Raw genomic sequence first — 25,686 nt, forward strand, 5'->3', positions numbered from 1 at the left:
GTCAGGCGGTCGCGCTCGGCCGCCGGGACACGGCCGCGTGCCATCTCTGGACATGGTAGAGGCCAGCCGGCATCGGCAACTTCGGCAGCCGCATGAAGTCGACCGCCACGAGGCCGGTGATGTCGGCCACCGAGAAGCTGTCGCCGGCAGCGAATTCGTGGTCGGCGAGGTGGCGGTCGAGCAGGCCCAGAAAGCTCTCGACCTTGGCCCTGTTCGCCTCGCCCCAGGCGGCCACCTGGGGCACCTCGAGCTCGACCATGAACGGGTGGGTGTGGCGGAACACGGCCGCGACCGCGCCCAGAAGCTCGAATTCGAGCCGGCGCTGCCACATCTCCACCCTGGCCTGCTCCAGGGCCGAGCGCCCGAACAGCGCAGGCGCGGGCTGCACCGCCTCGAAATAGCGGCAGATGGCGATGGATTCGGAGATCACCGCGCCGTCGTCGAGCAGCAGGGTCGGGACCCGCTGCAGCGGGTTCAGCGTCGTGAAGGCGGCCGATTTGTGCTCGCGCTTGGCGATGTCGACCTCCGCCAGAGGAACGGTGATGCCTTTCTCGGCGAGGAAGATCCTGACCCGCCGCGGGTTGGGCGCGCGGCCCCCGTCGTAAAGTTTCAAGCGCGTCACCTCCCGCTGAGCGCGCGGCCGCCCACGCGAGCACGACATGCGGGCGAGCCCGCCCGGCCTGCAAGGAGTTTTGCAGCAGACCGCGTGTGCGCGCACACTTGGCCGGTCAGAGCGCCGCGATTCCGTGCTGCCGGCGCCAAGCCGCGGGCCGATCGAAGGTCCCTGCCCAGAGTCCGTCGCGGCGCTCGCGCGCCAGGCGCTCCTCCGCCTCGTAGGCGCCAAAGGCGACCGCGAGGCCGCGGCGCACCAGCGTGGCGCCGACATCCTCGCCGCCAACCCGGCACACGGCGAGGGACCGCCGCCAGCGGTCCTCTCCGGAGATCCGGCAGGACATCTCCGGCCGGGCGAGGTCGCGGAGCGCATCCCGGGCCACGTCGCCGCAGCGATAGGAAGCCCCGCCGCGATGGCAGAGCTGCGCCAGTTCAGGGGCATCCAGGCCCTTGAGGCGGATCCGCACGCCGCCGAGATCGAGCGTGTCGCCATCGACGACCCGAGCCCGGCCCGACACGTCCTCTCCGCGCATCAGGACCGCCAGTCCCGCCAGCGCCGCCACGAAGGCGAGGGCCAGCACCATGTCCAGGCTGCGCCGGCCACCCCTCACCCCCTGATCCTCCCGAATCGGTGCAGTTGCGTCAGCACGGGATTAACGTTTCCGAACCATGATGGGAGGAGCCGGAGGCGTGATCCCGGCAGGGCGTTGCGTAACTATGGGCGAGCTCACGGCGCAGATGGTCGAGCGGGGCCGCGACGCGGTCTCGGCGACCGCCGTGCAGCGCCGGCGGCTGGCCCAGGACATGCGGGCGGCACGCGAGAAGCTGACGTCCTCCAGCGGTCTCGAGCGGACCTTCGACTACGAGCTGGTTCGCATCTTCGCCGAGAACCATGGCGGCTCGACGCTGGTGGTGTCGGCGCTGGCGGTGGTCATCGCCGCCGTCGCCACGCTGTGGTTTGCTTTGCCCCTCGCCGCCTGCTGGCTCGGCCTCGTGCTGGCAGCGCTCGGCCTCAGCTTCGTCCTCTCCCGCAGCTTCCTCCAGCGCGACCCCGACACCGTCGACCTGCCGGAGTGGCGAAACCGTTTCGCCCTGGTGGAGCTGGTCGTCGGCCTGACCTGGGCCATTGCCGTGCAGGCCTTGGCCCAGATCGACGGCGGCACGAACGGCTTCGTCCTCTTCGTGGCCGTGATGGTAGCGGCCGTGACCGCGATGCTGTCCGCCACCATTCCGATCGCGGTCTATCTCGGGGTCGCGCCGCTCGGTCTCGCGGTCGCGGCCGTGTTCCTGACCGCCCAGAACCTCTCGACCTCGATGCTGGTCGCCATGACGGCGAGCGCGCTCGTGTTCTTTCTGGTGCTGGCCAACCGGCTTTTCTCCAGCGCCATCACGACCCTCCGGTCACGGGCCGAAAAGGACGCCATGTTCGCCGAGCTCGAGCAGGCGAAGGCGAATTCCGACGAGGCGCGGCGGCGGGCGGAGGAGGCAAACCTGGCCAAATCCCGCTTCCTGGCCACCATGAGCCACGAGTTGCGGACGCCGCTCAACGCCATCCTGGGCTTCTCGGAGGTCATGCAGAACGAGGTCTTCGGCCCGCATACATCCCCATCGTACAAGGAATACTCGGCCGACATCCACGGCAGCGGGCAGCATCTGCTGACGCTGATCAACGAGATCCTCGACCTGTCGCGCATCGAGGCCGGCCGCTACGAACTGGCCGAGGAGGCCCTCAAGCTCGCCTGGGTGGTCACCGAATGCCGCCACATGCTGGCGCTGCGGGCCAAGGCGAAGAACCAGACCGTGCGGGAGCATATGGACCCCTCCCTGCCCCGGCTCTGGGCCGACGAGCGGGCCGTGCGTCAGATCGTGCTGAACCTCTTGTCCAACGCCATCAAGTTCACGCCGCCCGGCGGCGAGATCGTGATCAAGGTGGGCTGGACCTCGTCCGGCGGCCAGTATGTCAGCGTCAAGGACACCGGCCCGGGCATCCCGGAGGAGGAGATCCCGGTCGTCATGTCGTCCTTTGGCCGCGGCTCGCTGGCCATCAAGACGGCTGAACAGGGATCCGGGCTTGGCCTGCCCATCGTGAAGGGGCTCGCCGACCTCCATGGTGGCGGCTTCCAGCTCCGCTCGAAGCCGCGCGAGGGCACCGAGGTCATCGTCACCTTCCCGGCCGCCCGGGTCATGGACACGCTGGCCCCCGTTGACGTGGTTCAGCGCCAGACGCGGAGCCCGGCGGTCACGTCCAAGGTGGCGGCCTGAGCGGGACGCGACCGCGGCCCTGACGGGCGAGGCTGCTGCGGCCCGTCGGCGGTGCGGGATGCGGAACCGCCGAGTTGTGCCTACATCTCGGCCATGACCGCGATCTCGACCCCCTGCATCGGCGTGTGCCTGATCGACAGCGAGCTGAAGCTCTGCATGGGCTGCGGCCGCACGCGTGACGAGATCGGCGGCTGGCTGCGCTTCAGCGAACCCGAGCGGCTGCTGATCATGGCCGGCCTGAAGGCCCGGCTGGACGCAGCCAATGGCGAGGCCGACCCGTCCGCGCCGGACGAGGCGGGGCCTGGCAATTGGCGGGCGGGGCTGTGATCCGGCCCGCGACCGCCTGTGCCGGCCTCCTCGCAATCGCGGCCTGGGTCCTGGGCACGACCGCGGCTCCGGCCGAGATTGCCAGGATCCCGGTCCGGGAAGCGGCCTGGCTGCTGGTACTGCTCGCAGCTTTGCTGTGGCTGACCGGCTGGGCCGTGGAGCGCTCGCGGCCCGGCTGGCGTGATGCCGCCGGCGCGCTCACCATGTGGAGTGTGTTCGTGGCCGGCGCCGCCGCGCTCTACGTCCAGCGCGAGCCGGCCCTGGCGGGTTTGCGCGAGATCGCAGCCGATGTCGGCTGGGCCAGTGCTCCGGCGCTCTCCGTGACCGGCACGGGCGAAGTCGCCGTGACGCGCCGTCGCGACGGCAGCTTCGTGATCCCGGGCGAGATCAACGGCCGGTCCACCACCTTTATCTTCGACACGGGCGCGTCCTCCCTGGTGCTCACCGCCGAAACCGCGCAGGCGCTCGGCTTCGACCTCGACACGCTGCGCTTCCGCATGCCGGTCCAGACCGCGAACGGGCGCGCCTTCGCGGCCCAGGTCACGATCGACCGGCTCGAGATCGGCTCCATCACGCTGACGCGCGTCCCGGCCCTGGTCAGCGGACGCGGCCTCCTGCACGGCAACCTGCTCGGCACCTCCGTGCTCGACCGGCTCGAATCCTACGAGGTCCGGGGAAACCGCCTCGTGCTTCGGGCCGGAAAGGGATAAGGCCCGGCCGGACAGCACAGGAGAGCGGCGTGGCGGACACGATGACGGTGGTCGAGATCACGAGCCCGGGCGGACCGGAGGTCCTGAAGCCGGCCACGCGGCCGCGCCCGCGTCCCGGCCGCGGGGAGGTGCTGATCGAGGTCGTGGCCGCCGGCATCAACCGGCCCGACGCGCTGCAAAGGACCGGCCATTACAACCCGCCCCCGGGCGCGAGCGACATTCCCGGCCTCGAGGTCGCCGGACGGGTGGCCGAACTCGGCGAGGGCGTCTCCGACTGGAAGGTCGGCGACCGGCTCTGCGCCCTCGTCGCCGGCGGCGGCTACGCCGAATACTGCGTGGCCCCGGCGCCGCAATGCCTGCCGGTCCCGGACGGCTATTCCCTGCTCGAAGCCGCGGCCATCCCCGAGACCTTCTTCACCGTCTGGACCAACGTGTTCGACCGCGGCCGGCTCGCCCCCGGCGAGAGCCTGCTGGTGCATGGCGGCTCCTCGGGGATCGGCACCACGGCCATCCAGCTCGGCCGCGCCTTCGGCGCGCGGGTGTTCACCACCGCGGGCAGCCCCGAGAAATGCGCGGCCTGCCTCGAACTCGGGGCCGAGCGGGCCATCAATTACCGGGACCAGGATTTCGTCGAGATCGTCAAGGAAGCGACCGGCGGGCGCGGGGTCGACGTGGTGCTCGACATGGTGGGCGGCGATTATGTGCCCCGCTCGATCGCCTGCATGGCCGAGAGCGGTCGCCACGTCTCCATCGCCTTCCTGCGCGGCATAAAGACGACGATCAATCTCGAGCCGATCATGCGAAAGCGCCTGACCCTGACCGGCTCGACCCTGCGGCCCCGCACGGTCGACGAGAAGGCCGCCATCGCCCGCTCGCTGCGCGACAAGGTGTGGCCGAAACTGGCGGACCGGTCCGTCCGGCCGGTGATCCACGCCACCTTCCCGCTCGCCGACGCGGCGGGCGGGCACGCGCTGCTGGAGACGAGCCAGCATATCGGCAAGATCATGCTGAGGGTGCGGGACGAGGCCTGATCGGCCTAGTCCACCACGCCCGCCTTGCCCTCGAGCGCCATCATGGTCGCGGTCAGAAGCGCCACCTGAACCCGGCTTCCGTCCGGGTCGAGGCCGAACACCTCGGTCTGAGCGACGGTCAGCGTGCGGCCGGGCCGCACGACGCGGCCGCATGCGACGAGCCGGGCCGCCTTGGCGGGAGCCAAGAGGTTGATCTTGAACTCGACCGTCAGGATGCCGGTCCCGACCGGCGCCAGCGTGAGGGTGGCGTAGCCGGCCGCAGAATCGGCGATCGACGTCACCGCTCCGCCATGCACGAAGCCGTGCTGCTGCAGGATCCCCGGGGCGTGCGGAAGCAGGATGTCGACCTCGCCCGGCTCAACGCGGGCGAGGGACGCCCCGAGCGTCGCCATCAGCGTCTGGCGGGCGAAGCTGGCCCGCACCCGCTCCGCGAACAGGGGATCGCGCGGCGCGAACACCTCGTTCACGCCGCCCGCTCCAGCCCCGGCTCGCGCGACACCAGCGCGGCCGCCTCGCGGATCGTGTGCAGCCCGGCGCCGGGCCGCGTGCCGGCCGTAGCGAGGTGGCGCCGGAAGGCGCGCGCGCCGGGCCGCCCGTTGAAGATGCCGAGCAGGTGGCGGGTCATGGACGACAGCCGCACGCCTTCGGCGAGCCGCGCCGCGCAATAGGGCTCGAAGCGTTCCAGGGCCTCGAACCCGTCCGCCACCGGGGCCGGCTCGCCAAACAGGAGCGGGTCCGCATCGAGCAGCAGCGCGGGCTCATGGTAGGCCGCGCGGCCGATCATCACGCCGTCCACATGGGCGAGCTGAGCCTCGGCCCCGGCCAGCGTGGCGATGCCGCCGTTGATAGCGATCACCCGGTCCGGATAGCTGAGTTTCAGCCGGTGCACGCGGCCGTAATCGAGCGGTGGCACGTCGCGGTTCTCCTTTGGCGAGAGCCCCTGCAGCCAGGCCTTGCGGGCATGCACCACCAGGTGCGCGGCACCGGCCGCGAACACGCTCTCGGCCATGCGGGACAGCGCCTCCTCGGTGTCCTGATCGTCCACGCCGAGGCGGCATTTCACCGTGACCGGCACGGCGACGGCCGCGCTCATGGCCGCCACGCAATCGCCGACGAGCCCCGGCTCCCGCATCAGGCAGGCGCCGAAGCGGCCGTCCTGCACCCGGTCGGACGGGCAGCCGACATTGAGGTTGATCTCGTCGTAGCCGTGCTCGGCCCCGATACGGGCCGCAGCCGCCAGCGCCGCCGGTTCGGACCCGCCGAGCTGAAGCGCGACGGGGTGCTCGGCCGGATCGAACCCGATGAGCCGCTCGCGCGGCCCGTGCAGCACGGCCCCGGTCGTCACCATCTCGCTATACAGCCGCACGCGCCGCGACAGGATGCGGTGGAACACCCGGCAATGCCGGTCGGTCCAATCCATCATCGGTGCGACCGACAGGCGCCATGGATTGAACTCGCTCGAAGGTTTCGACCCGCCCGTCACTTAGACCCGCTCGCTCCTGTTCGGTTGCCGGCCCGCTGCCGCCGAAGACGCGCCCCAACTCCAGCCATGCTGTAGCCCGGAAGCCCATGCTGTAGCGGAGGGGGGCGGCCGTGGGGAAGCATGCGGGCGCCCCGCGGCGATCTTGAGGCGCCGCTGCCGGAAGCCGTCTTGCGCCGAAGAGGCGCGGCCACGCGGCACGCCTCAGCCTTCCGGGAGCGAGTTCCGGCCCGGGTGAATTCGCGTTACTCGCATTCCGGGCTGCCGAGACCGTGTGTTCATGAACCGCCAGGACATCAAGACGCTGCAGCTGTTTGTGCTCGCTTGCGAGCTGCACAGCCTCAGCCGGGCGGCCGAGCGCCTTCATCTCGCCCCCTCGGCGGCAAGCCGGCGCATCCGCCTCCTGGAGGACAGCGCCAAAGGCCAGCTTCTGGCGCGGCGCCCGCATGGCGTCGAACCGACCGCGGCGGGATTGACCATGCTGCGCTACGCCCGGGACATGCTGCACCTGACCGAGCAGGTGTCGGGCCTGCTGGACGAGCACCGCTCCGGCATCCGGGGCTATGTCAGGATCAGCGCCTCAAGCTCGGTGCTGGTGCAGCGGCTGGCCTCCGACCTGTCGCATTTCATCCAGGACAATCCCGAGATCAAGCTCGACCTGGAGGAGCATCCGACCAGCGGCACGCTCGAGGCCCTGACGCGGAAGCGGGTGGACATCGGGGCAATCGTGGTCGGCGGCGAGAGCGAGCTGCTGACCAGCTTCCCGTTCGGCGGCGACCGCTTGGCCGTCGCCGTGCCGCGCTCGCACCCTTTCGCAAGCCGGGACCGACTCCGGTTCGCCGAAATCCTGGGCCAGGACATCGTCACGCTGGAAACCAATACGGCCGTGCGGCGGTTGCTGGCCGAGGAAGCCCGGAAGCTCGGCCAGTTCCTGAAGGTCAGGGTGCAGGTCAGCAGCTTCGAGGTGGTCGGGCTGATGGTGAGCAAGGGCCTGGGTGTCGGGATCCTGCCGGAACACGGGCTTCGGCCCTTTGCCGACGCGCTGGACCTCAGCGTGGTGGATCTCGATGAACCCTGGGCGCATCGCGACTTCGCGCTCTGCGTGCGGTCGTTCGAGGAACTCGACCCGCCGACGCGGCGGCTGCTGGCGTTTCTGCTGAGCGACCGGGCCGACGAGCGTTCGAATCTTGCGAAAACAGAACGCTCCTAATTCAGTTTCTCACGGGCCGGCCGCTGAACTAGCTTTGCCTTAAGTGGAGGGCGGGCGCCCTCCGCGATGCCGGCTGGAGCCGATGCCGAACCTGCACTTCCCGGACTGGACGTCGCTTTCTCCCGACCAGCGCGGAGAGGAAGCGCAGCGCTGCCGGGCCCGCCTGGCGGAGCTCGGCACCCGGCTGAACGCCGTGGTCAGCGTTGCCGCGCCTCCGGCCGGGGCGTTCGCATCCGGCACCGCTCCACTCGGCGGATTGCCCTATGTGGCCAAGGACATGTTCGACCGCGTCGGCCGGCATGCCGGCTGGGGGGGCGTGCGGCCGCAGGGGCCCTCGCCGGCGGCAAGCGCCGAGATCCTGAACCGCCTCGATGCGGCCGGCGCCGTCGAGGTCGCGGTCTCCACCATGACCGAGCTCGCCTACGAGCCCTCGGGCTATAACGGGGTGCGGGGACGCACCCTCAATCCCTGGCACCCGGACGTGGTGTCGGGCGGCTCGTCCAGCGGCTCCGCCGCCCTGGTCGCGGCCGGCGCGGCCGTGCTCGGGCTTGGCTCGGATACGGGCGGATCGGTCCGCATCCCGGCGAGCTGCTGCGGTGTCACCGGGCTCAAGCCGACGCATGGCGCCGTCCCGGATTCGGGCAGCATGGCGCTCGCGCCGAGCCTCGACACGGTCGGGATTTTCGCCCGCAGCGCCGCCGAGTTGCAGCTGGTCTGGCCCGTGGTGTCCGGCGCCGCCCCGGCCGACGAGCGGCCTGTCACCACGGCGGTCGTGCTGGCCGAATGGATCCAGGAGGCGACACCCGGGGTGAGACGCGCCGCCGAAGCCGGGATCGAGGCCCTGCGCGCCGCGGGCGTCGCCATCGGCTCCGTCGGGTCGACGGGCGGGGTGGACGAGATCGACCGTCACACGCTTCTGGTCATGCAGGCCGAGAGCGCCCGCGCGCACCGCCCGGCCGCCTACCCCGACGGGCGGCTCTCGCCGTCGCTGCGGCGGCGGCTCACCAAGGGCGAGGAGATCGGCGAGGCCGCACTCGCCGACAGCCTCGGGCAGCGCCCCCGCCTCCTCGCCGGCTTTCTGGACTGGATCGGCGAGGCCGATGTGGCCCTGCTGCCCGTGCTGCCGTTTGAGACGCCGCTCGCCAGCCAGGCGGACCCGGAGAATCCGGCCTTCGAGCCGCGTGTGCTCTATCGGATGAGCAGCTTCACGCGCTTCGTGAACCTGCTCGGCCTGCCGGCGCTGTCGCTGCCTTGCGGGTTCGATCAGCGCGGCGTGCCGATCGGCCTGCAGATCATCGGCCGCCGCCACCGCGAGCGGCAGCTCCTGGCCCTCGCAGCCCGCGTCCAGGCGGTCAGCGACTGGCATGGCCGCATTCCCCCCGCTCTCTCCCAGGCCGGTTAGGACCGAGAGGACCGCATGACGGCACCTGCACCCTCCTCAGCGCTTTCGCACCTGCGCGTGCTGGACCTCACCCGCGTCAGGGCGGGGCCGACCTGCTGCCGCGTGCTGGCGGATTTCGGTGCCGACGTGATCAAGATCGAGGCGCCGCAGGGGGTCGATCCGAACGAGGGCATGAGCGGCCAGCGGCTCGGCTACGACATGCAGAACCTGCACCGGAACAAGCGCTCGCTGACCCTGAACCTGAAGCGGCCGGAAGGCCGGGCCATCTTCATGCGGCTGGTCGAAACCGCCGACGTGGTGGTCGAGAACTTCCGTCCCGACGTGAAGGGCCGGCTCGGCATCACGTATGACGACCTGCGGGCCGTGAACGAGCGCATCATCCTGGCCTCGATCTCGGGCTTCGGGCAGACCGGCCCCTACCGCGACCGGGCCGGGTTCGATCAGATCGCGCAAGGCATGGGCGGGCTGATGTGGGTCACGGGCGAACCCGAGCAGGGTCCCATGCGGGCCGGCATCGCGGTCGCGGATTCCGCCGCCGGCCTGTATGCCGCGACCGGCATCATGGTGGCGGTCGCCGAGCGCGAACGCTCCGGCCAGGGCCAGTGGGTGCAGACCTCGCTGCTGCAGGCGCAGATCGCCATGATGGATTTCCAGGCAGCCGCGTACCTGGTGGAGGGCAAGGTCCCGGGCCAGGCCGGCAACGACCACCCCTATTCAACCCCCATGGGCGTTGTCCGCACCCAGGACGGTTACATCAACATCGGGGTCGCCGGCGAAGGCCAGTGGGCCGCGTTCTGCCGCGCCCTGAACAGGCCCGACCTCCTCGGCCACCCGGACTACGCCGTGCAGGACCTGCGCTTCCGAAACCGGGCCAAACTCAAGGCCGAGCTGGCCGCCATCTTCCCATCCCGAACCTCGGCCGAATGGCTGTCCGATCTCGAGGCGCATGGCGTTCCGGCCGGACCGGTGTATCGGGTGGACGAGGTCTTCGCGGACCCGCAGGTCGAACATCTCGGCATCGCCGTGCCGGTTCGGCATCCGGAACTGGGGGACATCCGCCTGGTCGGACAGCCCATCGATCTGTCCCGCACGCCCGCCAGCATCGCGGCTCCGACCCCGGACCCGGGCGCCCATACGGACGAGGTGCTGGCGCAGATCGGCCTGGACGCCCAGGCGGTCGCCGATCTACGGGCCGCCCAGGTCGTATAAGGGAGAGACGCGGTGAGTTCAGGGGATGTCGGCCTCACGATCGAAGGCCCGCTGGCAAGGATTACGCTGGACCAGCCAGCTCGCCACAACGCCATGTCTCTCGCGATGTGGCGCCGCCTGCCGGACCGCGTCGAGGCCGCGATCAACGACCCGAACGTGCGAGTGATCCTGGTGACCGGGGCTGGCGAACGGGCCTTCTGCGCCGGCGCGGACATTTCGGAATTCGGCACGAACCGCTCCGGCCCAGAGGCCGCCACCGCCTATGACCACATCGTCGATGTGGGCCTGGAAGCGCTGCGCGGCGCCGCAAAGCCCACGGTGGCGGCCATCAAGGGCATCTGCTTCGGCGGCGGCCTCGAAATCGCCCTGTGCTGCGATCTCCGGCTCGCCTCGGCCTCCGCGCGCTTCCGGCTGCCGGCGGCGCGCCTTGGCCTGGGTTATGCACACGAGAACGTCTCGCTGCTGGTGGACCGCATCGGCCCCGCCGCCACGGCCGAAATCGTGTTCACGGCAGGGATCCTCGGTGCCGAGGAGGGACGGTCGGTCGGGATCGTCCAGCGCGTCTTCGCCGACGCGACGTTCGCCGACGATGTCGAGAGCTATGTGGCATCCATCACGGCCAACGCCCCCTTGGTGCTGCAGGCGGCCAAGCGCAGTCTGCTCGAACTCGCCAAGCCGCTCGGCCAGCGCGACGTCGGAGCGGTCGCGGCCGCCGTTGCAGCCTGCGTGGCGAGCCAGGACTATAACGAAGGGCAGGCCGCCTTTCGCGAGCGCCGGGAGCCCCGGTTCAGGGGCCGGTAGAAAACAATCGCGCCGTTCGGGCCGCGGCGTCCACTAACGGAGGAAAGCCATGAAGATCATCAAGTCACTGTTAGGAATGGCCGTCGCGGCCGGGCTGTCATTCACCGCGACACCGGGCTTCGCGGTCGGACCGGCGCCGGCACCCCTGGCCACGCCGGTCAAGCTGACCATCGGCTACGTCAAAGTCGGACACCTCGCGCCGCTGTCCCTCGTTCCCGAGGAAACCAAGAAGCTCGGCGTCGAGATCGAACTCGTGGAGTTCTCGCGCTACGCCGACGCCCGCACGGCCCTCCTGGCCGGCTCGCTCGACGCGGCCGCGGTGGCCCCGGCTGACCTCGCCATCAGCCTCGCCCAGGGCTCGACCAACATGGTCGGCATCATGGGCGTCGGCGGCTCCAAGAAGTACGTCATCGGCCGCAAGGGCGTGAAGCTCGATTCCTGGGAAGACCTGAAGGGCAAGAAGGTCGCCATCGGCCCCGGCTCGGCCGTGTGGTTCCAGTTCGCCGCCACGGTGACCGAGAAGGGCGTGCCGTATAACAGCTTCCAGGCCATCAACATCCAGGGCGGCGGCGCGAATTTCAACCAGGCGCTCCAGCGCGGCGAAGTGGACGCGATCGTCTGCTGGGAGCCCTTCGAGTCGATCCCTGTCCTGGAAGGCTACGGCTTCTTCGCCAAGAACCTCGAATACAGCGAGTCGAAGGCGGTCGGAGCCGAGCTGGGCATGATCGCGGCGAGCCGCAAGGCCGTGGAAACGAAGCGCGACGCGGTGGAGCGTTTCGTGTGGGCCTATATCAAGGCCCAGGAGACGCTGTCGGCCGACCCGGCCCGGTTCGCCGATTCCTATGCCCGCCTGACCGGCGTCGACCCCCGGATCGCCACCGAGGCCTCGAAGCTGATCACGCTCGGCGCAGTGATCTCCCCTGAGCAGCTCGAGCGACAGGCCAAGGCCTTCGCTGATCTCGGCGTGATCCAGAAGGACATGTCGGGCGAAATCCGGAAGTACTGGGACGCCTCCTTCGTGGCCAAGGCCACGGGGCGATAATTTTGGGGTCCGCCGTCGTCCCCTCGGGGGCGACGGCTGCCTGGAGACAGCGATGGCACAGAGCGAAGCATTGCCGGCGGACGGGCACACCTTGTCCGCCCCAGCCCCCGTCAGGCGGGCGCCCGCCCAACCCCAGCGCACGGGAGTGGCGCACCTCCTGACCAACACGGCCCCGGGGCGCCTCGTGCTGGCCGTCTCAGTGCCGGTGCTGCTGCTGATCCTGTGGCAGCTTGCCGGACGGGGCACCGGATCTCTGTTCGGGGGCGTTCTGCCCACGCCGGACCGCGTCTGGGCGGCGTGGCAGACCTGGGCCTTCGGCCAGGCCGGCCTCGGGCTGAACCCCTATAGCGGAACCTGGCTGTCGAACGTCCTGTACTCGGCGCAGCGCGTCGGCCAGGGGTTCGCCCTCGCCACTCTGATCGGCGTGCCGTTCGGCATCCTGATCGGCTGGAACCGGCTCGCGGCCGGCACCTTCGACCCGCTGATCCAGGTTCTGCGCCCCATCCCGATCACGGCCTGGCTCCCCTTCTCGATCGCCGTGTTCGGCATCGAGAGCATGGGGGCCGTGTTCCTGATCGCGCTCGGCGCCTTCTACCCGATCGTGATCAACACCACGGCGGGCACGCGCGGCGTCGAGAAGAACTGGATCCGGGCCGCGCTGATGATGGGCGCCCGCCCGTCGGACATCCTGCTGCGGGTCATCCTGCCGGCCTCCCTGCCGTCCGTCTTCACGGGCCTGCGCATCGGGCTCGGCATCGGCTGGACCGCCGTCATCGTGGCCGAGATGGTCGCCGTGAAATCCGGCCTCGGCTACGTGTTGTGGGACGCCTATTACATCGGCCGAATGGACGTGGTCATCGCGGACATGGCCTCCATCGGCCTGCTTGGCTACCTCAGCGACCGGCTGATCCTCGCTCTCGAGCACTGGTTGCTCGGCTGGCGCCGGCTCCAAAGCTTCCAGAATTGAGTGATCGCATGAGCCTGATCGCGTTCAACGGCGTCTCGAAGACCTTCAGCGGCAAGACCGCGGTCCGGGCGCTCGCCGATGTCGACCTCACCATCCAGGAGGGCGAGTTCGTCGCCCTCCTGGGGCCCTCGGGCTGCGGAAAGTCCACGCTGCTGAACCTGCTGGCCGGGTTCGAGCCGCTCAGCGACGGCGACTTGACCTTCGACGGGCAGACGGTGGCCCGTCCGGGCCCCGACCGGGGCGTCGTGTTCCAGGAAGCCTCACTGTTCCCGTGGCTGACGGTCTGGGACAACATCACCTTCGGACCCCGCGTCCAGCGCCAGAGCAAGGCGGATTACGAGGGCCGGGCCCGCGAGATGCTGCGGCTCGTCGGCCTCGAGGCGTTCAAGGATGCGCTGCCGGCGCAGCTCTCGGGCGGCATGCGGCAGCGCGTCGGCATTGCCCGCGCACTGGTCATGAACCCGCGCGCCCTGCTGATGGACGAGCCGTTCGGCGCGCTCGACGCGCAGACCCGGCTCACCATGCAGCAGCTCCTGCTCGACGTGTGGCAGACGCTCGGCATCGCCGTGCTGTTCGTCACGCACGATATCGACGAGGCCGTGCTGCTGGCCGACCGCATCTGCGTGATGTCGGCCCGCCCGGGCCGCATCACGCGCGAAATCCCCGTTGAGCTGCCCCGCCCCCGCTCGATCGACAGCCTGATCACCCCTGAATTCATGGCCTATAAGGGCATGATCATGACGGACATGAAGGTCGCGCACGGAGCCCATTGATGGCCAATCCCCGGGTTCCCTACCGGCTGAGCTCGAGCCGGCCGCCGCTGCCCGCGCTCGACGGCAAGCGCATCCTGGCCCACCTCGTGGTCAACGTAGAGCATTGGCGCTTCAGCGATCCGATGCCGCGCAGCATCCTGACTCCGCCGCACGGGCGGGAGACGGTGCCGGACGTCCCGAACTTCTCCTGGGCGGATTATGGCATGCGGGCCGGGCTCGCCCGCATCCTCGACCTGTTCCGCAGCCGCGGCCTGCCCGCTTCCACGAGCTTCAACGCCGGCGTGATCGAGGCCTATCCGGAGGCGGCGGCCGCGATGCGCGACGCCGGATGGGAATTCATCGGCCACGGCATGCACCAGCGTGCGCTGAACCACGCCGAGGGCGGCGAAGGGGCCGTGATCGGCGAAGCCATCGACCGGATCGCCGCCTTCACGGGGGTGCGGCCGCGCGGCTGGCTCTCGCCGGGTCTGCGGGAGACGGACGACACGCCGGACATCCTGAAGGGTCTCGGCATCGACTACGTGTTCGACTGGGTGATCGACGACGTTCCGTCCTGGATGACCACGCGCAACGGGCCGCTGCTCGCGATGCCCTACAACCTCGAGATCAACGATTCCGTCATCTATGCCGTCGAACGTCACGCGACGGGCGAGATGTCGAACCGCCTGGACCACACCCTGCGGCTGTTCGAGCGCGAGGCCCAGAGCGCGACCCGCGTGCTCGCGCTCGGCCTGCATCCACATCTGATCGGCGTGCCGCACCGCTTTCACGAGCTCGAGCGAATGGTCGATCGCCTGTCCGCCTCGCCGCAGGTGAAATTCGTGACCGGGGCCGAGATCGCGGATTGGTATGCCGCGCACGAGCCCGCCCCGCCCCCCTGAATTCGCATTATGCGAAATCTGGTTGCCCAAAGTTCTTATTCTGCCAAGCTCGGCCATACCCGTATGGTTCCCGTGGCCGCCCCTGTGCCGGCCCAGCCCAGTCCGAGGATCATGTTTCTGTTTGACGGCCAGCGGGTCGCGGCCCCGCCATCGGACGAGCCGTCCCGGTGAGCCCGGCGGACACCTCCCCGTTCGACACAGTGGGCGCCTTTGCGTCCCATATCGCGGACACGCGATTCGGGGATGTGTCGGAGGTGGCGGTCGCGCGCGCCAAGACGTTCCTGCTCGACACGATCGGCGTCGGTCTGGCCGGCACCTCGGACGCCCATGCGGCGCGCGTGCTGCGCGCGGCCCGACAATGGGGCGACGGATCTGAGGCGACCGCCTGGGGCAGCGGCGTGCGGCTCCCGGCCCCGTCGGCCGCCTTCGCCAACGCCTACCTGATCCACTCGCTCGAATTCGACTGCATCCACGAGCAGGCCGTGGTTCACCCCATGGCGACGCTCCTGTCGGCGCTGTTTGCCTGGAGCGAGCGCGAGGCCGCGAGGGGCCGGCCGGTCAATGGGCGGCAGTTTCTCACCGCCATGGTGGTCGGGGTCGACATGGCCGGGCTGCTCGGCGCGGCCACTGCCTCCGGCCTTCGGTTCTTTCGCCCCGCCACCGCGGGGGGCTTCGGGGCGGCCGCGGCTCTGGCGAGCGCAGCCGGGTTCGACGCGGACCAGGTCCGGGCCGCCCTCGGCATCCACTTCGGACAGGTGTCCGGAACCATGCAGGCCCATGTCGAGGGCTCACCCGCCCTCGGGCTGCAGATCGCCTTCAACGCCCGGGCCGCCGTCACGGCCATCGACCTTGCCCAGGCCGGCCTGACCGGACCGCGCGACTTCCTGAACGGCCCGTTCGGCTACTTCGCGCTGTTTGAGAACGGCTCCTTCGACCCCGCCCCGATTCAGGCCGAGCTCGGCCGGGTTCCCCAGATCACCCGCCTGTCGCACAAGCCCTTTCCGAGCGGCCGCCTGAGCCATGGCGGGGTGGATGGGCTCCGCCGCCTGATGGGCGAGCACGGCTTCGCGGCGGACGAGATCGCCGAGGTCGTCGTCCACGTGCCGCCGGTGGTGATGCGGCTGATGGGCCGGCCGAACGTGCCGAACCCCTCTTCCAATTACGCCAAGCTGTGCCTGCCCTTCGTGGCCGGGACCTATCTGGCGCGCGGGCGGGTCGACGTGCCCGATTTCGGCTCGCCCGAGATGCTGAACGATGAAGCCGTTCATGCCTATGCGGCCCGCATTCGCCTCGCGCCGGACGACAACCCGGACCAGAATGCGATCGCCCCGCAGCGCGTGGTCGTGCGCCTGAAGACCGGCGCAGAGTTCGCCGTGACCATTCCGGCCATCTACGGCCACCCCGATGCCGCGCTGACCGAAGCCGAGAACCTCGACAAGTTCGCCCGGTGCTGCAGCTATGCCCGCCCGGCGGTTGCGCCTGCGCTGCGGGACGAGCTGATCGGGCTCGTGGCCCGGTTCGACCAGGTCGAGGACGTGGCCACCCTCCCCCGCATGCTCGCCCCGTCGGGTGCGCATTGAGCCCGAGCCTCACCGAGCGGCTCGTTCCCATTCTGCGCCGACCGGTCGGGGCCGAGATCCGGACGCACGTGACCCTGCACGTGCTCGACTGGGTCGGATGCGCGATCCTCGGCGCCACCACTGACGCGGGCGCGGTGTTCAGGGCGGAGGCGCGCGCTCGCGCCCCCGGTCCCGCCGCAGTGGTCGGAGGCGGCAGGGTCGAGGGTCGTGCGGCCGCCTTCGCCAACGGTGCCTTCGGCAACATCCTGGAGATGGACGACCTGCACCGGGAGGCGATCCTCCATCCCGGCCCGGTGGTGATTGCGGCCGCGCTTGCGGCCGCGGAGACCACGGGGGCCTCGGCGGAGCGCTTCCTGGACGCAGTGGTGCGCGGCTACGAGGCGATGATCCGCCTGGGCCGGGCCTTGGGCCCTGGGCATTATCGCCACTTCCATCCGACTGGCACCTGCGGCCCGTTCGGTGCGGCCGCGGCCGTCGGCGACCTCCTCGGCCTCGATGACGGGCAACTCGTCTCGGCGCTCGGCAACGCCGGCACGCAGGCGGCGGGCCTCTGGCAGTGCCGGCACGAGCCGGTCATGACCAAGCAGCTCCACAACGCCCGAGCCGCGGAGGCCGGCTACGCGGCAGCCCTGCTGGCGAGCTTCGGCCTCACGGGAGCCCGGTTCATCCTGGAGGGCGAACAGGGCCTTTTCGCCGGCATGGCGCCGGGTGCCCGGCCCGACGACGTCACGTCCGAGCCGAATGGCGCCTGGCTCGTCACCCAGACCAGCCTCAAGCCGTGGCCCGCCTGCCGGCACGCCCATGCGGCGATCGACGCCGCGCTGGTGCTTCGCCAGAAGCGCCCCGAGGTCCTGCCGGTCTCGATCGAAGTTGGCACCTACCCGGACGCCGTCGCCTTCTGCGACCGCGCCGAGCCCCGAACCAGCATCGAGGCGAAGTTCAGCCTGCAGCACGCCATCGCCGCGACACTGATCGATGGCCCGCCCCAGCTCGCCGCCTTTGAGCCTGCCGGGCTCGGCCGGGCCGACATCGCCGCGCTTCGCCGCCGCATCACGGTCGCCGTGAGCGAGCCCTATGGCTCCGCCTACCCCCGCCGTTTCGGTTCGGGCCTGGAAGCCCGGTACCAGGATGGCACGACCGTCGCTGTCGCGGTGCACGATGCGCTTGGCGACCCCGAAAATCCGCTGTCACGCGATGCCCTGATCGCCAAGGCCGAAACCCTGATCGCAGCTGCCGGACGGGACGCGGACGAGACGCGTGCGGTGATCCGCGCCGCTCTCGCTCTCGACCAGGGCGGAGCGATTGCCGGGCTCACCCACCAATTCACCCATCGTGACCTTCACTAGGAGTTCAGACATGCCTTTGGCCGGAAAGGGAATGCTCATCACGTCCATGGACGTCGATCCGGCAGCCGAGGCCGATTTCAACCTCTGGTATGACCGCGAGCACCTGGCGGAGCGGGTCGGCATCGAGGGCTTCCTCGAGGCGCGCCGCTGGATCGCCGACAAGGCACCGACCAAGTATTTCTGCACGTATTCGACCGACACCTTCGCGGCGCTCAGCAGCCCGGCCTACAAGAAGGTGCTAGCGAACCAGACGGACTGGTCGACCACGCACATCTCGAACTTCCGCAACCCGGGCCGCGCCGTCGGGCGCATCACGGAGAGCCGCGGCCAGGGCCGTGGCGCGGTGATGGGCGTGGTTCGGCTGCGGCCGGCCGCCGGTTCGCAGGAGAGCCTCCGGGCCAAGCTCGCCGGCCTGCTCGATCCCGGCACGCTCCCGGGCATCATCTCGCTCCACCTCGTCGAGAGCGACCCCGAGCTGTCCAGGAACCTGACCAACCCGAACGACCCCAATCCGGGTGCGGGCGACTGGTACGTGCTCATCGACGGCACCGATCTGGCGGCCGTGCGGGAGCTGATCGAGACGCGCTTCGCGTCGCCGGGCGCCGAGGTTGTCTCGACTGGGACCTACCGCCTGATGTGGGATCTTGCGAAAAGCGATCTTTGAGCCGGCCGACCGCCTTATACATCAGACACGGAGGTAGAACATGAACCGACCCCTGAAGTCCGCCCTCGCGGCCGCGCTCGCGGTTGCTGTGGGAAGTTCCGCTGCCCTTGCCGACAAGTGGAACATGCCGGTCCGCTCGAATGAGCGGAATTACTTCACCCGCAATATTCTCCAGTTTGCGGAAGAGGTGAAGGCCGGCACCGCCGGCAAGCTTGAGATCGTCATCCACCCCGAGGATTCGCTGACCAAGCAGCCGGAGGTGAAGCGCGCCGTGCAGACCGGACAGGTCCAGCTCGGCGAATTGCTGATGTCGATCCACTCGAACGAGAACGCCGTTTTCGGCGTGGACGCGGTGCCGTTCCTGGCCACCAACGCCGAGGAGAACCGCAAGCTTCTCGCGGCGGCTCGTCCGTTCATCGAGGAGCGCCTCAAGAAGCAGGGCATCCGTCTCCTGTTCGTGGTCCCGTGGCCGCCGAACTCCTTCTACGCCGGCAAGGAGATCAAGTCGGTCGCCGACTACAAGGGCGTGCGCTTCCGGGCCTTCAACCCGGTGACGGGGCGCCTCGCCGAGCTGATGGGCGCCATCCCGGTCACGGTGCAGCAATCGGAGGTGCCGCAGGCCTTCTCGACCGGCGTCATCCAGGCGATGATCACCTCGCCGGCCACAGGCGTCGACACGCAGGCCTGGGACTTCGTGAAGTATTACTATGACGTGAAGGCGATGGCGCCCTGGAACATCGTCATCGCGAACGAGCGCGTGTTCAGCCGCCTCGATCCGAAGACCCAGGAAGCCGTGATGGCCGCTGCCAAGGTCGCCGAGGAGCGCGGCTGGAAACTTCAGGCCGAGGAAACGGGCAAGCTCGTCGACACGCTTCGCTCGAAGGGGATGGACGTGCGTGAGGGCAGCCCTGAGCTGATGGGCGAGCTGAGGAAGATCGGCGATCAGCTGATTCAGGAATGGTCCAAGGCGGCCGGCGAGGATGGCCAGAAGATCCTCGACGCTTACCGCAAAGGTTGAGCCCGGAACCGCATGCGCATTCTCGATAGGTTTTATTCATTAGGGATCGTCCTCGCGGCGGTCTTCATGGTGCTGATCGCGGCCCTCACCCTGTCTCAGGTTGTGGGCCGCATGATCGGGGTCGTCATCCCTGATGCCGGCGATCTCGCCGGCTACGCGATGGCGGCCGCGACCTTTCTGGCGCTCGCCCACACCTTCCGCAGCGGGGGCCACATCCGTGTGAACCTGCTGCTGATCCATGTCTCGCGGCGGCTGCGCCACGCACTCGAGTGCTGGTGCCTCGCCTTCCTGACCGTCGTGGGCGGGCTGTTTGCCGCGTTCTCGATCAAGCTCGTGATGGATTCCTACGCGTTCGGGGACGTCTCGACCGGCATGATGCCGGTCCCGCTCTGGATCCCGCAGATCTCCATGGCCCTCGGCGCGGTGCTGTTTGAGATCGCCGTCATCGAGGAACTCGTGCGCGTGATCCGCGGCGAGGAGCCCCGCTACGAGCGCGCCGACGGCGACGCCTTTACCGAATAGGACGGAAATGGATCCCCTTCTTTACAGCCCGATCCTGGCGCTGGCACTGCTGCTCCTGCTCGCCTCAGGGCTGTGGGTCGCGGCCTCGCTGATCGGCGTCGGGCTGATCGGCATGCTGCTGTTCGCCGATGCGCCGATCGACCTCGTCATGCCGTCCGCCTTGTGGGGTGCCGTCAGCAGCTGGACGCTCACCGCCCTGCCCCTGTTCGTCTGGATGGGCGAGATCCTGTTCCGCACGAAGCTCGCCGACGATCTCTTCAACGGCCTCGCGCCCTGGACCACGCGACTGCCTGGCCGCCTCCTCCACGTGAACGTCATCGGTTGCGGCATCTTCGCGGCCGTGAGCGGATCCTCGGCCGCGACGGCCGCGACCGTTGGCCAGATGTCCCTGCCGGAGCTGAAGCGGCGAGGCTATCACGAGCCGACCAGCATCGGTTCGCTCGCCGCCTCCGGCACGCTCGGCCTGCTGATCCCGCCGTCGATCATCATGATCGTCTACGGAGTGTCGGCCAACGTCTCGATCGCCAGGCTGTTTCTCGCCGGCGTGCTGCCCGGCCTGATGATGATGGGCCTGTTCATGGGCTACATCATGATCTGGTCCATGCTGAACCGGGACAAGATGCCGCCGCGTGAACCTTCGCTTCCGTTTGGCGAAAAGTTGAAACGTCTGCGTCTTCTGCTGCCGACCGTCCTGCTCATCGTGGCGGTGATCGGGTCGATCTATACCGGCGTCGCGACGGCGACAGAGGCGGCGACCTTGGGCGTCGTCGGCTCGCTGCTGGTCGCGCTGGTGTCGGGCAGCCTGACCTGGGCGAACTTCAAGGAGAGCCTCTACGGGGCGACGCGCACGTCGTGCATGATCGGTTTCATCATCGCGGCGGCCGCCTTCCTGTCGGTGGTGATGGGGTATGCCGGCATTCCGCGGGCGCTCGCGAGCTGGATCGGCACCTTGGGCCTGTCGCCCTACGGGTTGATCTTTGCCCTCACGATCCTGTTCCTGATCCTCGGCTGCTTCCTGGACGGGATCTCCATGGTCGTGCTCACGACGGCGGTCATCATGCCGATGGTCGAGGCCGCCCATATCGACCTGATCTGGTTCGGCATCTTCATCGTGCTGGTCGTGGAGATCGCGCAGATCACGCCACCGGTCGGCTTCAACCTGTTCGTCGTGCAAGGGCTCACCGGCCACAACATCCTGCACGTCGCCCGGTCCGTAATGCCGTTCTTCTTCGTGCTCTGCCTTGGCGTCGTCCTGATCACGATCTTTCCGGAGATCGCGACCTGGCTGCCCCAGACGATGTTCTCAGCCCGCTAACGACGACCAGCGACCGAGGCCCGCATGACCACCACCGACCCAACCCTGCTGCCCGTTTCTCACCTTTCGCAGGAGATCGTCGCCCGGCGCCTGTCTCCGGTCGATCTCACCGAGGCGTATCTCGACCGGATCCGGAGGCAAGAGCCGAAGCTGCAGGCCTTTGTGGAGGTCTATGCGGACGAGGCTCGCCAAGCCGCCCAGGCCGCTGATCTCGCCATCCGGTCGGGCCACGCGATCGGGCCGCTGCACGGCATCCCGGTCGCCCTGAAGGACCTGATCGAGATGGAAGGCCGGATCGTCACGGGCGGCTCGGAGGCCTGGCGGCAGCGCCGGGCCACCCGCACCGCCACGCTGGCGCGCCGGTTGATCGCGCAGGGCATGATCGTGCTCGGCAAGACTCATACGGTCGAGTTCGCGATGGGCGGCTGGGGCACCAATTCCCGCCTCGGCACGCCCTGGAACCCGTGGGACCCGGACCGCCAGCGCACCCCGGGCGGCTCAAGCAGCGGCTCGGGCGTCGCGGTGGCGGCCGGTCTCGCCCCCTGGGCCGTGGGCACGGACACCGGAGGGTCCGTGCGGATGCCGGCCTCCTGGTGCGGCATCACCGCCCTCAAGACCACCGTCGGCCGGATCAGCACCTACGGCGTGCTGCCGCTGAGCCCGACGCTCGACACGCCCGGCCCGATGACCCGCACGGTGGAGGATGCCGCGGTTCTCTACATGGCCATGCAGGGCCCGGATCCGCTCGAGCCGCGGACCGAGCGCCTGCCGGCCAGCGACCCGTTGCCCGGGCTCAAGCGCGGCATCCGGGGCCTGCGGCTGGCTCGCATGCCCGACACGGAGCGCACCTACGCCTCGGCCGAGGTGCTGGCCGCCTATGACGCCTCGCTCGTCGAGCTGGAGCGGCTCGGAGCCGAGATCGTCGACGTCGCCCTGCCCTTCGGACTGGCGGACGTGGCGGCGCTCAATCTGCGCATCATGGCGGCCGAGAGCTACACGCTGCATCACGAACTCGTCGACGACGAGACCAGCCCGCTGGACCCGCATGTCCGGCCGCGCATCCTGGCGGGCCGGACCCTCACGGCGCAGGCCTATATCGATGCGCTGCAGCAGCGTGAGGAGATGAAACAGGTGTTCGGTCGCGCGCTCGACGGCATCGACGCGTTTCTGACGCCGAGCACCATGACGACCGCCTTGCCGCTGGACGAGGTCGACCAGACCACGGCGCCGGCGCATTTTACCCGCTTCGGCAACTTCCTCGATCTGTGCGCCGTATCGCTGCCGAACGGCGCGGGCGCCGGCGGCCTGCCGACCTCGCTGCAGATCGTCTGCCGCGGCTACGACGAGGCCACCGCGCTGCGGATCGGCTGGGCCTACCAGAACGCCACCGAGTGGCATCTGCGCCGCCCGCCCGGACTGGCCTGATCCAAAGGTCGGCGTCCCGCTGAGGTGGGGCCCCCGGCCGCTCCGGCGGCCGGCGCGAAACGGGGTGGCCCCTAGCGGGGCCCCTCCCCGCCGCCATCGAGGCCCGGATAGGCCTCGCTGAGGGCCCGGCCGATGACGGCATGCGCCCGCCGCATCATGCGGGTCGCCCTCCGCTGGGCCATCGGGCCGTTCCGAAGAGCAACCGCCTCCGATACTTCCTTGTAGTTCTGGAGCGATATCTCCAGCATCTCATGCGTCCAGGCATGCGCCAGATACCGGTATCTCCGCGCCTGCTTGTCGATGCCGTCGAGCATTCGGGTCAGGGTCTTGTTGCCGCAATGCCGATGAAGCGCCGACGTGAACGCGACGCTGCTTTCGAAGAACTGCCCCACATGCCGAGAGCTGATGGCGGCCTCGAGCGCAACCAGCAACGCAGCGAGTTCGACGTCGACGACGCGGTCTGGATTTTTGGCGGCTCCGGCCGCAGCTAGACCCTCGAGCGCCGCACGGCAGGTGTAGACCTCGTCGAGATCCTGCCGGCTGATCGGGGTCACCCGAACGCCGCGGCGTGCCGACCGGACGATAAGGCCGTCGGCCTCGAGCACCTTCAGCGCCTCGCGCACCGGCGACCGGCTGACACCGTATCGGGCGCAGACCTCCTCCTCGGTCAGGCGAGAGCCAGGCTCGAGCCGCAGGGTGATGATCTCGGTCGACAGCGCGCGCGCGACCTCCGCGCCGATCACGGTCGGGATCGCAAAGCCCCTCGCCTGCTCTGCGCCTGCTGTGAAACTGCGCTCGGGCGGCGTGATGTCAGCGCCCTCGGCAGCGCCGCGCCGGTGACGAAGACTCATCAGCAACTCCTGCCTTGCAGCCAGAGGTTATGCGGCACGGAAACACACACCCGGGGCCCGCGGGGGCAGTCTGGAGGCGGCAGGATCGGGGCCCGAAGGCTGGGCCGCAGCGCCCCGGGCGCCCCGGCGACGGGCTGTGACACCGTTCGGAACAAGGAGCCCGGAATCTTGGCCCGCCTGCCTACCAAAGTCGCACATTCACTTGCCGACCCGCTTGCCTCACATCGGTTTATGGGCGAGCATCCCCCGTGTACAGTATACAATCGGGGGATGCCGAGGCGCGACTGGTGGTCTGGGCCTGTAGGGCTGTCCTCTCCGGCCGCTGCCAGCAGCCGGAAAGTCGGACGGCCTGACGGGGCACGAGATCCACCCCCGGTCCGGCGACAACACGCGCCAGCTGCTCGAGTGAGGAACTGAGGAGACCTGATCAGGTGGGCAAGCGACTTTGCTGGCAGGAAGCCGGACCGGACACACGGGTCTCGGTGAGGCGCGACGAGCCGGCGCACGTCCCGGCATCGGGCGCGTGATCGTGGCCGCGACCGCCAAGGTTGCGGGCCGGCGCGATCTGCGCCCGCTGCTCGTCGTGCCGGGAGCGCTGTGGCTGCTCGTGTTCGGCGTGGCCCCGCTTGTTCTGCTGTTCGCCATGTCGTTCTGGACCTCGTCAATCTTCGGCACGACAACCGACTTCACGCTCGACAATTACCGGGTCATTGCCGACGACCCCGTCTATGTGCAGGTCCTCCTCCAGACCTTGCGGATCGCGGCCACCGTCACGGCCTTGTCGCTTCTGGCCGGCTACCCGATGGCGTATTTTCTGGCCTCGCTCGGAGGCGGCAGGCGCAATTTCTTTCTTGTTCTGCTCTTCCTGCCGTTCTGGTCGAGCTATGTCGTCCGGACCTTCGTGTGGCTGCCCATGCTCGGCCGCAACGGCCTCGTGAACACGGTGCTCATGGAAATGGGCCTGATCTCGCAGCCGCTGGACTGGCTGCTCTACAATGAGGGCGCCACGCATATCGGCCTCGTCTACGTCTACACGTTGTTCATGACGCTGCCGATCTACCTGTCGCTGGATCGGATCGACCGCAAGCTCATCGAGGCCGCCGCGGATCTCGGCGCCGGGCCGTTCCGGACCTTTGCGCGGGTGACCTTCCCGCTCAGCATGCCGGGCGTCCTGTCCGGCTGCGTGATGGTGTTCCTGCTGGCCTGCGGGGCCTATGTCACGCCGCAGCTCCTCGGCGGAACGTCCGGCATGATGTTCGGCAACGTCATCGCCCCTCAATACACGGTGACAAACAACTGGGCGCTCGGGGCGGCCCTGTCCGTGATCCTCGTCCTGGTCGTGTTCCTCTGCCTTGTCGTGTTCGGCCGCCGCGTCCGGCTGAACGACATCTTCATCGGGGGCTGAACGTGGCTGCTCTCGCCGCCGGATCCTCTCCGCCGCTGGACGTGCGCCAGCGCGGCGAGCGCGCGCGCCGCATCCTGCTGTGGCTCTATGCCGGGCTGTTCTACTGCTTCCTGTACCTGCCCATCCTGCTTCTGGTCGTCCTGTCGTTCAACGATTCCCAGACCATCGGCCTGCCGCTGCAGGGCGCCACCCTGCGCTGGTACCGCGAGGTGCTGGGATCGCCCGAGATGATGTGGTCGATCGCAAACAGCTTCATGCTGGGCGTCGTCAGCGCGGTGATCGCCACGCTGCTCGCGCTTCTGATGGCCCTCGGCTTCCGTCAGGAATTCCCGCTGAAGGCACTGCTGATGAAGATCATCCTGCTGCCGATCCTCATCCCGGGCATCGTCGGCGGCGTGATCTATCTGGTGTTCTTCGGCTATGGCGAAATGCGCTTCGGGGTCTGGTCAAGCGCCCTGCCCGTGCACATCACCTGGGTGCTGCCGTTCGCGTTCCTGACGCTGTTTCCGCGCATCCACGGCCTCGACCGCAGCCTGGAAGAGGCCGCGGCCGACCTCGGGGCGCGGCCCTTCACGGTGTTCCGGCGGGTGGTCCTGCCCATCATCCGGCCCGGCGTGGTCGCGACCGCGATGTTCGCCTTCACACTCTCCTTCGACGAGTTCATCCGAACCCTGTTCGTGATCGGCAACGAGCGCACCGCGCCGGTCCATCTCTGGACGCTGCTGTCCGATCAGATGGCGCCGTTCCTCCCCGCCGTGGGGGTCCTCATCACCGTGATCTCGATGCTCGTGTCGTTCGTGGGCTTCGCGGCCTCCGCGCGGGCCTCGCGCACCGGCTAAGTTCAACCAGGGAG

26 protein-coding genes are annotated in these 25,686 nt (G+C 69.2%); 21 read left to right on the forward strand and 5 right to left on the reverse strand.

Translation table 11 applies throughout. The features are described 5' to 3' along the window. Position 1: 1 nt before the first annotated feature. Together JWR86_RS12085 and JWR86_RS12090 are read right to left on the reverse strand one after the other, a co-directional pair. The gene (locus JWR86_RS12085) at positions 2-613 is read right to left on the reverse strand and encodes a glutathione S-transferase family protein (protein ID WP_299565635.1); all 612 of its coding nucleotides are present in this window, start codon (positions 611-613) and stop codon (positions 2-4) included. A gap of 115 nt (positions 614-728) precedes the next feature. Then, positions 729-1,223 (reverse strand): thermonuclease family protein, encoded by a 495-nt coding sequence (locus tag JWR86_RS12090; protein ID WP_299565638.1) that lies wholly within the window; start codon positions 1,221-1,223, stop codon positions 729-731. A gap of 106 nt (positions 1,224-1,329) precedes the next feature. On the opposite strand from JWR86_RS12090, the gene JWR86_RS12095 reads away from it, so the two are divergent. The 4 genes from JWR86_RS12095 to JWR86_RS12110 all read left to right on the forward strand — a co-directional run bounded on the left by JWR86_RS12095 (position 1,330) and on the right by JWR86_RS12110 (position 4,942). Beyond that, complete coding sequence (locus JWR86_RS12095; protein ID WP_299565741.1) at positions 1,330-2,874, forward strand: HAMP domain-containing sensor histidine kinase; 1,545 nt, start codon at positions 1,330-1,332, stop codon at positions 2,872-2,874. A gap of 93 nt (positions 2,875-2,967) precedes the next feature. After that, a complete protein-coding gene (locus tag JWR86_RS12100) occupies positions 2,968-3,201 on the forward strand; it encodes a DUF1289 domain-containing protein (protein WP_299565641.1) in 234 nt (77 codons plus the stop codon). Further along, positions 3,198-3,911 carry a TIGR02281 family clan AA aspartic protease gene (locus tag JWR86_RS12105; RefSeq protein WP_299565644.1) on the forward strand — a complete coding sequence of 238 codons (714 nt, stop codon included), beginning with the start codon at positions 3,198-3,200 and terminating at the stop codon, positions 3,909-3,911. The genes JWR86_RS12100 and JWR86_RS12105 overlap by 4 nt, the downstream gene beginning before the upstream one ends. A 41-nt stretch (positions 3,912-3,952) precedes the next feature. Further along, positions 3,953-4,942: an NAD(P)H-quinone oxidoreductase gene (locus JWR86_RS12110; RefSeq protein ID WP_299565744.1), complete on the forward strand. Its 990-nt coding sequence runs from the start codon at positions 3,953-3,955 to the stop codon at positions 4,940-4,942. A 5-nt stretch (positions 4,943-4,947) separates the two neighbouring features. Here the strand turns inward: JWR86_RS12110 and JWR86_RS12115 are convergent, their stop codons facing one another. Next, a complete protein-coding gene (locus tag JWR86_RS12115; protein ID WP_366914581.1) occupies positions 4,948-5,409 on the reverse strand; it encodes a PaaI family thioesterase in 462 nt (153 codons plus the stop codon). Then, positions 5,406-6,425 (reverse strand): tRNA dihydrouridine(20/20a) synthase DusA, encoded by a 1,020-nt coding sequence (dusA, locus tag JWR86_RS12120; protein WP_299565647.1) that lies wholly within the window; start codon positions 6,423-6,425, stop codon positions 5,406-5,408. Before dusA ends, JWR86_RS12115 begins: the two co-directional genes overlap by 4 nt. 277 nt (positions 6,426-6,702) lie before the next feature. Between dusA and JWR86_RS12125 the strand changes: the two genes are divergently transcribed. From JWR86_RS12125 to JWR86_RS12195, 15 genes are all read left to right on the forward strand, one after another. After that, entirely contained in the window at positions 6,703-7,632 is a 930-nt protein-coding gene (locus tag JWR86_RS12125) for a LysR family transcriptional regulator (RefSeq protein WP_299565650.1), read from the forward strand. 82 nt (positions 7,633-7,714) lie between these two features. Beyond that, the gene (locus tag JWR86_RS12130) at positions 7,715-9,034 is read left to right on the forward strand and encodes an amidase (RefSeq protein WP_299565653.1); all 1,320 of its coding nucleotides are present in this window, start codon (positions 7,715-7,717) and stop codon (positions 9,032-9,034) included. 15 nt (positions 9,035-9,049) lie between these two features. After that, positions 9,050-10,243: a CoA transferase gene (locus JWR86_RS12135; RefSeq protein ID WP_299565656.1), complete on the forward strand. Its 1,194-nt coding sequence runs from the start codon at positions 9,050-9,052 to the stop codon at positions 10,241-10,243. Positions 10,244-10,255: 12 nt separating this feature from the next. Next, complete coding sequence (locus tag JWR86_RS12140) at positions 10,256-11,044, forward strand: enoyl-CoA hydratase (protein ID WP_299565659.1); 789 nt, start codon at positions 10,256-10,258, stop codon at positions 11,042-11,044. 49 nt (positions 11,045-11,093) lie between these two features. Next, the gene (locus JWR86_RS12145; RefSeq protein ID WP_299565662.1) at positions 11,094-12,086 is read left to right on the forward strand and encodes an ABC transporter substrate-binding protein; all 993 of its coding nucleotides are present in this window, start codon (positions 11,094-11,096) and stop codon (positions 12,084-12,086) included. A gap of 52 nt (positions 12,087-12,138) precedes the next feature. Then, positions 12,139-13,053, forward strand: a complete 915-nt coding sequence (locus JWR86_RS12150) for an ABC transporter permease (protein WP_299565665.1) — start codon at positions 12,139-12,141, stop codon at positions 13,051-13,053. An 8-nt stretch (positions 13,054-13,061) separates the two neighbouring features. Beyond that, positions 13,062-13,826, forward strand: coding sequence for an ABC transporter ATP-binding protein (locus JWR86_RS12155; RefSeq protein ID WP_299565668.1), 765 nt, complete (start codon positions 13,062-13,064; stop codon positions 13,824-13,826). Further along, the gene (locus tag JWR86_RS12160) at positions 13,826-14,707 is read left to right on the forward strand and encodes a polysaccharide deacetylase family protein (RefSeq protein WP_299565671.1); all 882 of its coding nucleotides are present in this window, start codon (positions 13,826-13,828) and stop codon (positions 14,705-14,707) included. Before JWR86_RS12155 ends, JWR86_RS12160 begins: the two co-directional genes overlap by 1 nt. Positions 14,708-14,874: 167 nt before the next feature. Beyond that, positions 14,875-16,287 (forward strand): MmgE/PrpD family protein, encoded by a 1,413-nt coding sequence (locus tag JWR86_RS12165; protein ID WP_299565674.1) that lies wholly within the window; start codon positions 14,875-14,877, stop codon positions 16,285-16,287. Then, a complete protein-coding gene (locus tag JWR86_RS12170) occupies positions 16,284-17,633 on the forward strand; it encodes an MmgE/PrpD family protein (protein WP_299565678.1) in 1,350 nt (449 codons plus the stop codon). The genes JWR86_RS12165 and JWR86_RS12170 overlap by 4 nt, the downstream gene beginning before the upstream one ends. 10 nt (positions 17,634-17,643) lie before the next feature. Continuing rightward, positions 17,644-18,297 (forward strand): DUF4286 family protein, encoded by a 654-nt coding sequence (locus JWR86_RS12175; RefSeq protein WP_299565681.1) that lies wholly within the window; start codon positions 17,644-17,646, stop codon positions 18,295-18,297. A 40-nt stretch (positions 18,298-18,337) separates the two neighbouring features. Continuing rightward, a complete protein-coding gene (locus JWR86_RS12180; RefSeq protein WP_299565684.1) occupies positions 18,338-19,315 on the forward strand; it encodes a TRAP transporter substrate-binding protein in 978 nt (325 codons plus the stop codon). 12 nt (positions 19,316-19,327) lie between these two features. After that, entirely contained in the window at positions 19,328-19,837 is a 510-nt protein-coding gene (locus tag JWR86_RS12185) for a TRAP transporter small permease (RefSeq protein WP_299565687.1), read from the forward strand. Between the two features lie 7 nt (positions 19,838-19,844). Then, entirely contained in the window at positions 19,845-21,152 is a 1,308-nt protein-coding gene (locus tag JWR86_RS12190; RefSeq protein ID WP_299565690.1) for a TRAP transporter large permease subunit, read from the forward strand. 24 nt (positions 21,153-21,176) lie between these two features. Then, positions 21,177-22,577 carry an amidase gene (locus tag JWR86_RS12195; RefSeq protein ID WP_299565693.1) on the forward strand — a complete coding sequence of 467 codons (1,401 nt, stop codon included), beginning with the start codon at positions 21,177-21,179 and terminating at the stop codon, positions 22,575-22,577. Positions 22,578-22,648: 71 nt separating this feature from the next. On the opposite strand, the gene JWR86_RS12200 is transcribed toward JWR86_RS12195, so the two are convergent. Further along, complete coding sequence (locus JWR86_RS12200) at positions 22,649-23,320, reverse strand: GntR family transcriptional regulator (RefSeq protein WP_299565696.1); 672 nt, start codon at positions 23,318-23,320, stop codon at positions 22,649-22,651. A 637-nt stretch (positions 23,321-23,957) separates the two neighbouring features. Between JWR86_RS12200 and JWR86_RS12205 the strand changes: the two genes are divergently transcribed. After that, positions 23,958-24,833, forward strand: a complete 876-nt coding sequence (locus JWR86_RS12205; protein ID WP_299565699.1) for an ABC transporter permease — start codon at positions 23,958-23,960, stop codon at positions 24,831-24,833. A gap of 2 nt (positions 24,834-24,835) precedes the next feature. After that, positions 24,836-25,672 carry an ABC transporter permease gene (locus JWR86_RS12210; RefSeq protein WP_299565702.1) on the forward strand — a complete coding sequence of 279 codons (837 nt, stop codon included), beginning with the start codon at positions 24,836-24,838 and terminating at the stop codon, positions 25,670-25,672. The last annotated feature ends 14 nt before the right edge of the window (positions 25,673-25,686 follow it).

Origin of the sequence: Enterovirga sp. (genome assembly GCF_028290205.1) — a bacterium.
Lineage (GTDB): Bacteria > Pseudomonadota > Alphaproteobacteria > Rhizobiales > Beijerinckiaceae > Enterovirga.

Coding starts and splice junctions, on each gene's coding strand:
- JWR86_RS12155 (WP_299565668.1), top strand. CDS start 13,062: ATGAGCCTGATCGCGTTCAACGGCGTCTCGAAGACCTTCAGCGGCAAG.
- JWR86_RS12150 (WP_299565665.1), top strand. CDS start 12,139: ATGGCACAGAGCGAAGCATTGCCGGCGGACGGGCACACCTTGTCCGCC.
- JWR86_RS12175 (WP_299565681.1), top strand. CDS start 17,644: ATGCCTTTGGCCGGAAAGGGAATGCTCATCACGTCCATGGACGTCGAT.
- JWR86_RS12145 (WP_299565662.1), top strand. CDS start 11,094: ATGAAGATCATCAAGTCACTGTTAGGAATGGCCGTCGCGGCCGGGCTG.
- JWR86_RS12135 (WP_299565656.1), top strand. CDS start 9,050: ATGACGGCACCTGCACCCTCCTCAGCGCTTTCGCACCTGCGCGTGCTG.
- JWR86_RS12125 (WP_299565650.1), top strand. CDS start 6,703: ATGAACCGCCAGGACATCAAGACGCTGCAGCTGTTTGTGCTCGCTTGC.
- JWR86_RS12095 (WP_299565741.1), top strand. CDS start 1,330: ATGGGCGAGCTCACGGCGCAGATGGTCGAGCGGGGCCGCGACGCGGTC.
- JWR86_RS12190 (WP_299565690.1), top strand. CDS start 19,845: ATGGATCCCCTTCTTTACAGCCCGATCCTGGCGCTGGCACTGCTGCTC.
- JWR86_RS12185 (WP_299565687.1), top strand. CDS start 19,328: ATGCGCATTCTCGATAGGTTTTATTCATTAGGGATCGTCCTCGCGGCG.
- JWR86_RS12160 (WP_299565671.1), top strand. CDS start 13,826: ATGGCCAATCCCCGGGTTCCCTACCGGCTGAGCTCGAGCCGGCCGCCG.
- JWR86_RS12130 (WP_299565653.1), top strand. CDS start 7,715: ATGCCGAACCTGCACTTCCCGGACTGGACGTCGCTTTCTCCCGACCAG.
- JWR86_RS12110 (WP_299565744.1), top strand. CDS start 3,953: ATGACGGTGGTCGAGATCACGAGCCCGGGCGGACCGGAGGTCCTGAAG.
- JWR86_RS12195 (WP_299565693.1), top strand. CDS start 21,177: ATGACCACCACCGACCCAACCCTGCTGCCCGTTTCTCACCTTTCGCAG.
- JWR86_RS12180 (WP_299565684.1), top strand. CDS start 18,338: ATGAACCGACCCCTGAAGTCCGCCCTCGCGGCCGCGCTCGCGGTTGCT.
- JWR86_RS12100 (WP_299565641.1), top strand. CDS start 2,968: ATGACCGCGATCTCGACCCCCTGCATCGGCGTGTGCCTGATCGACAGC.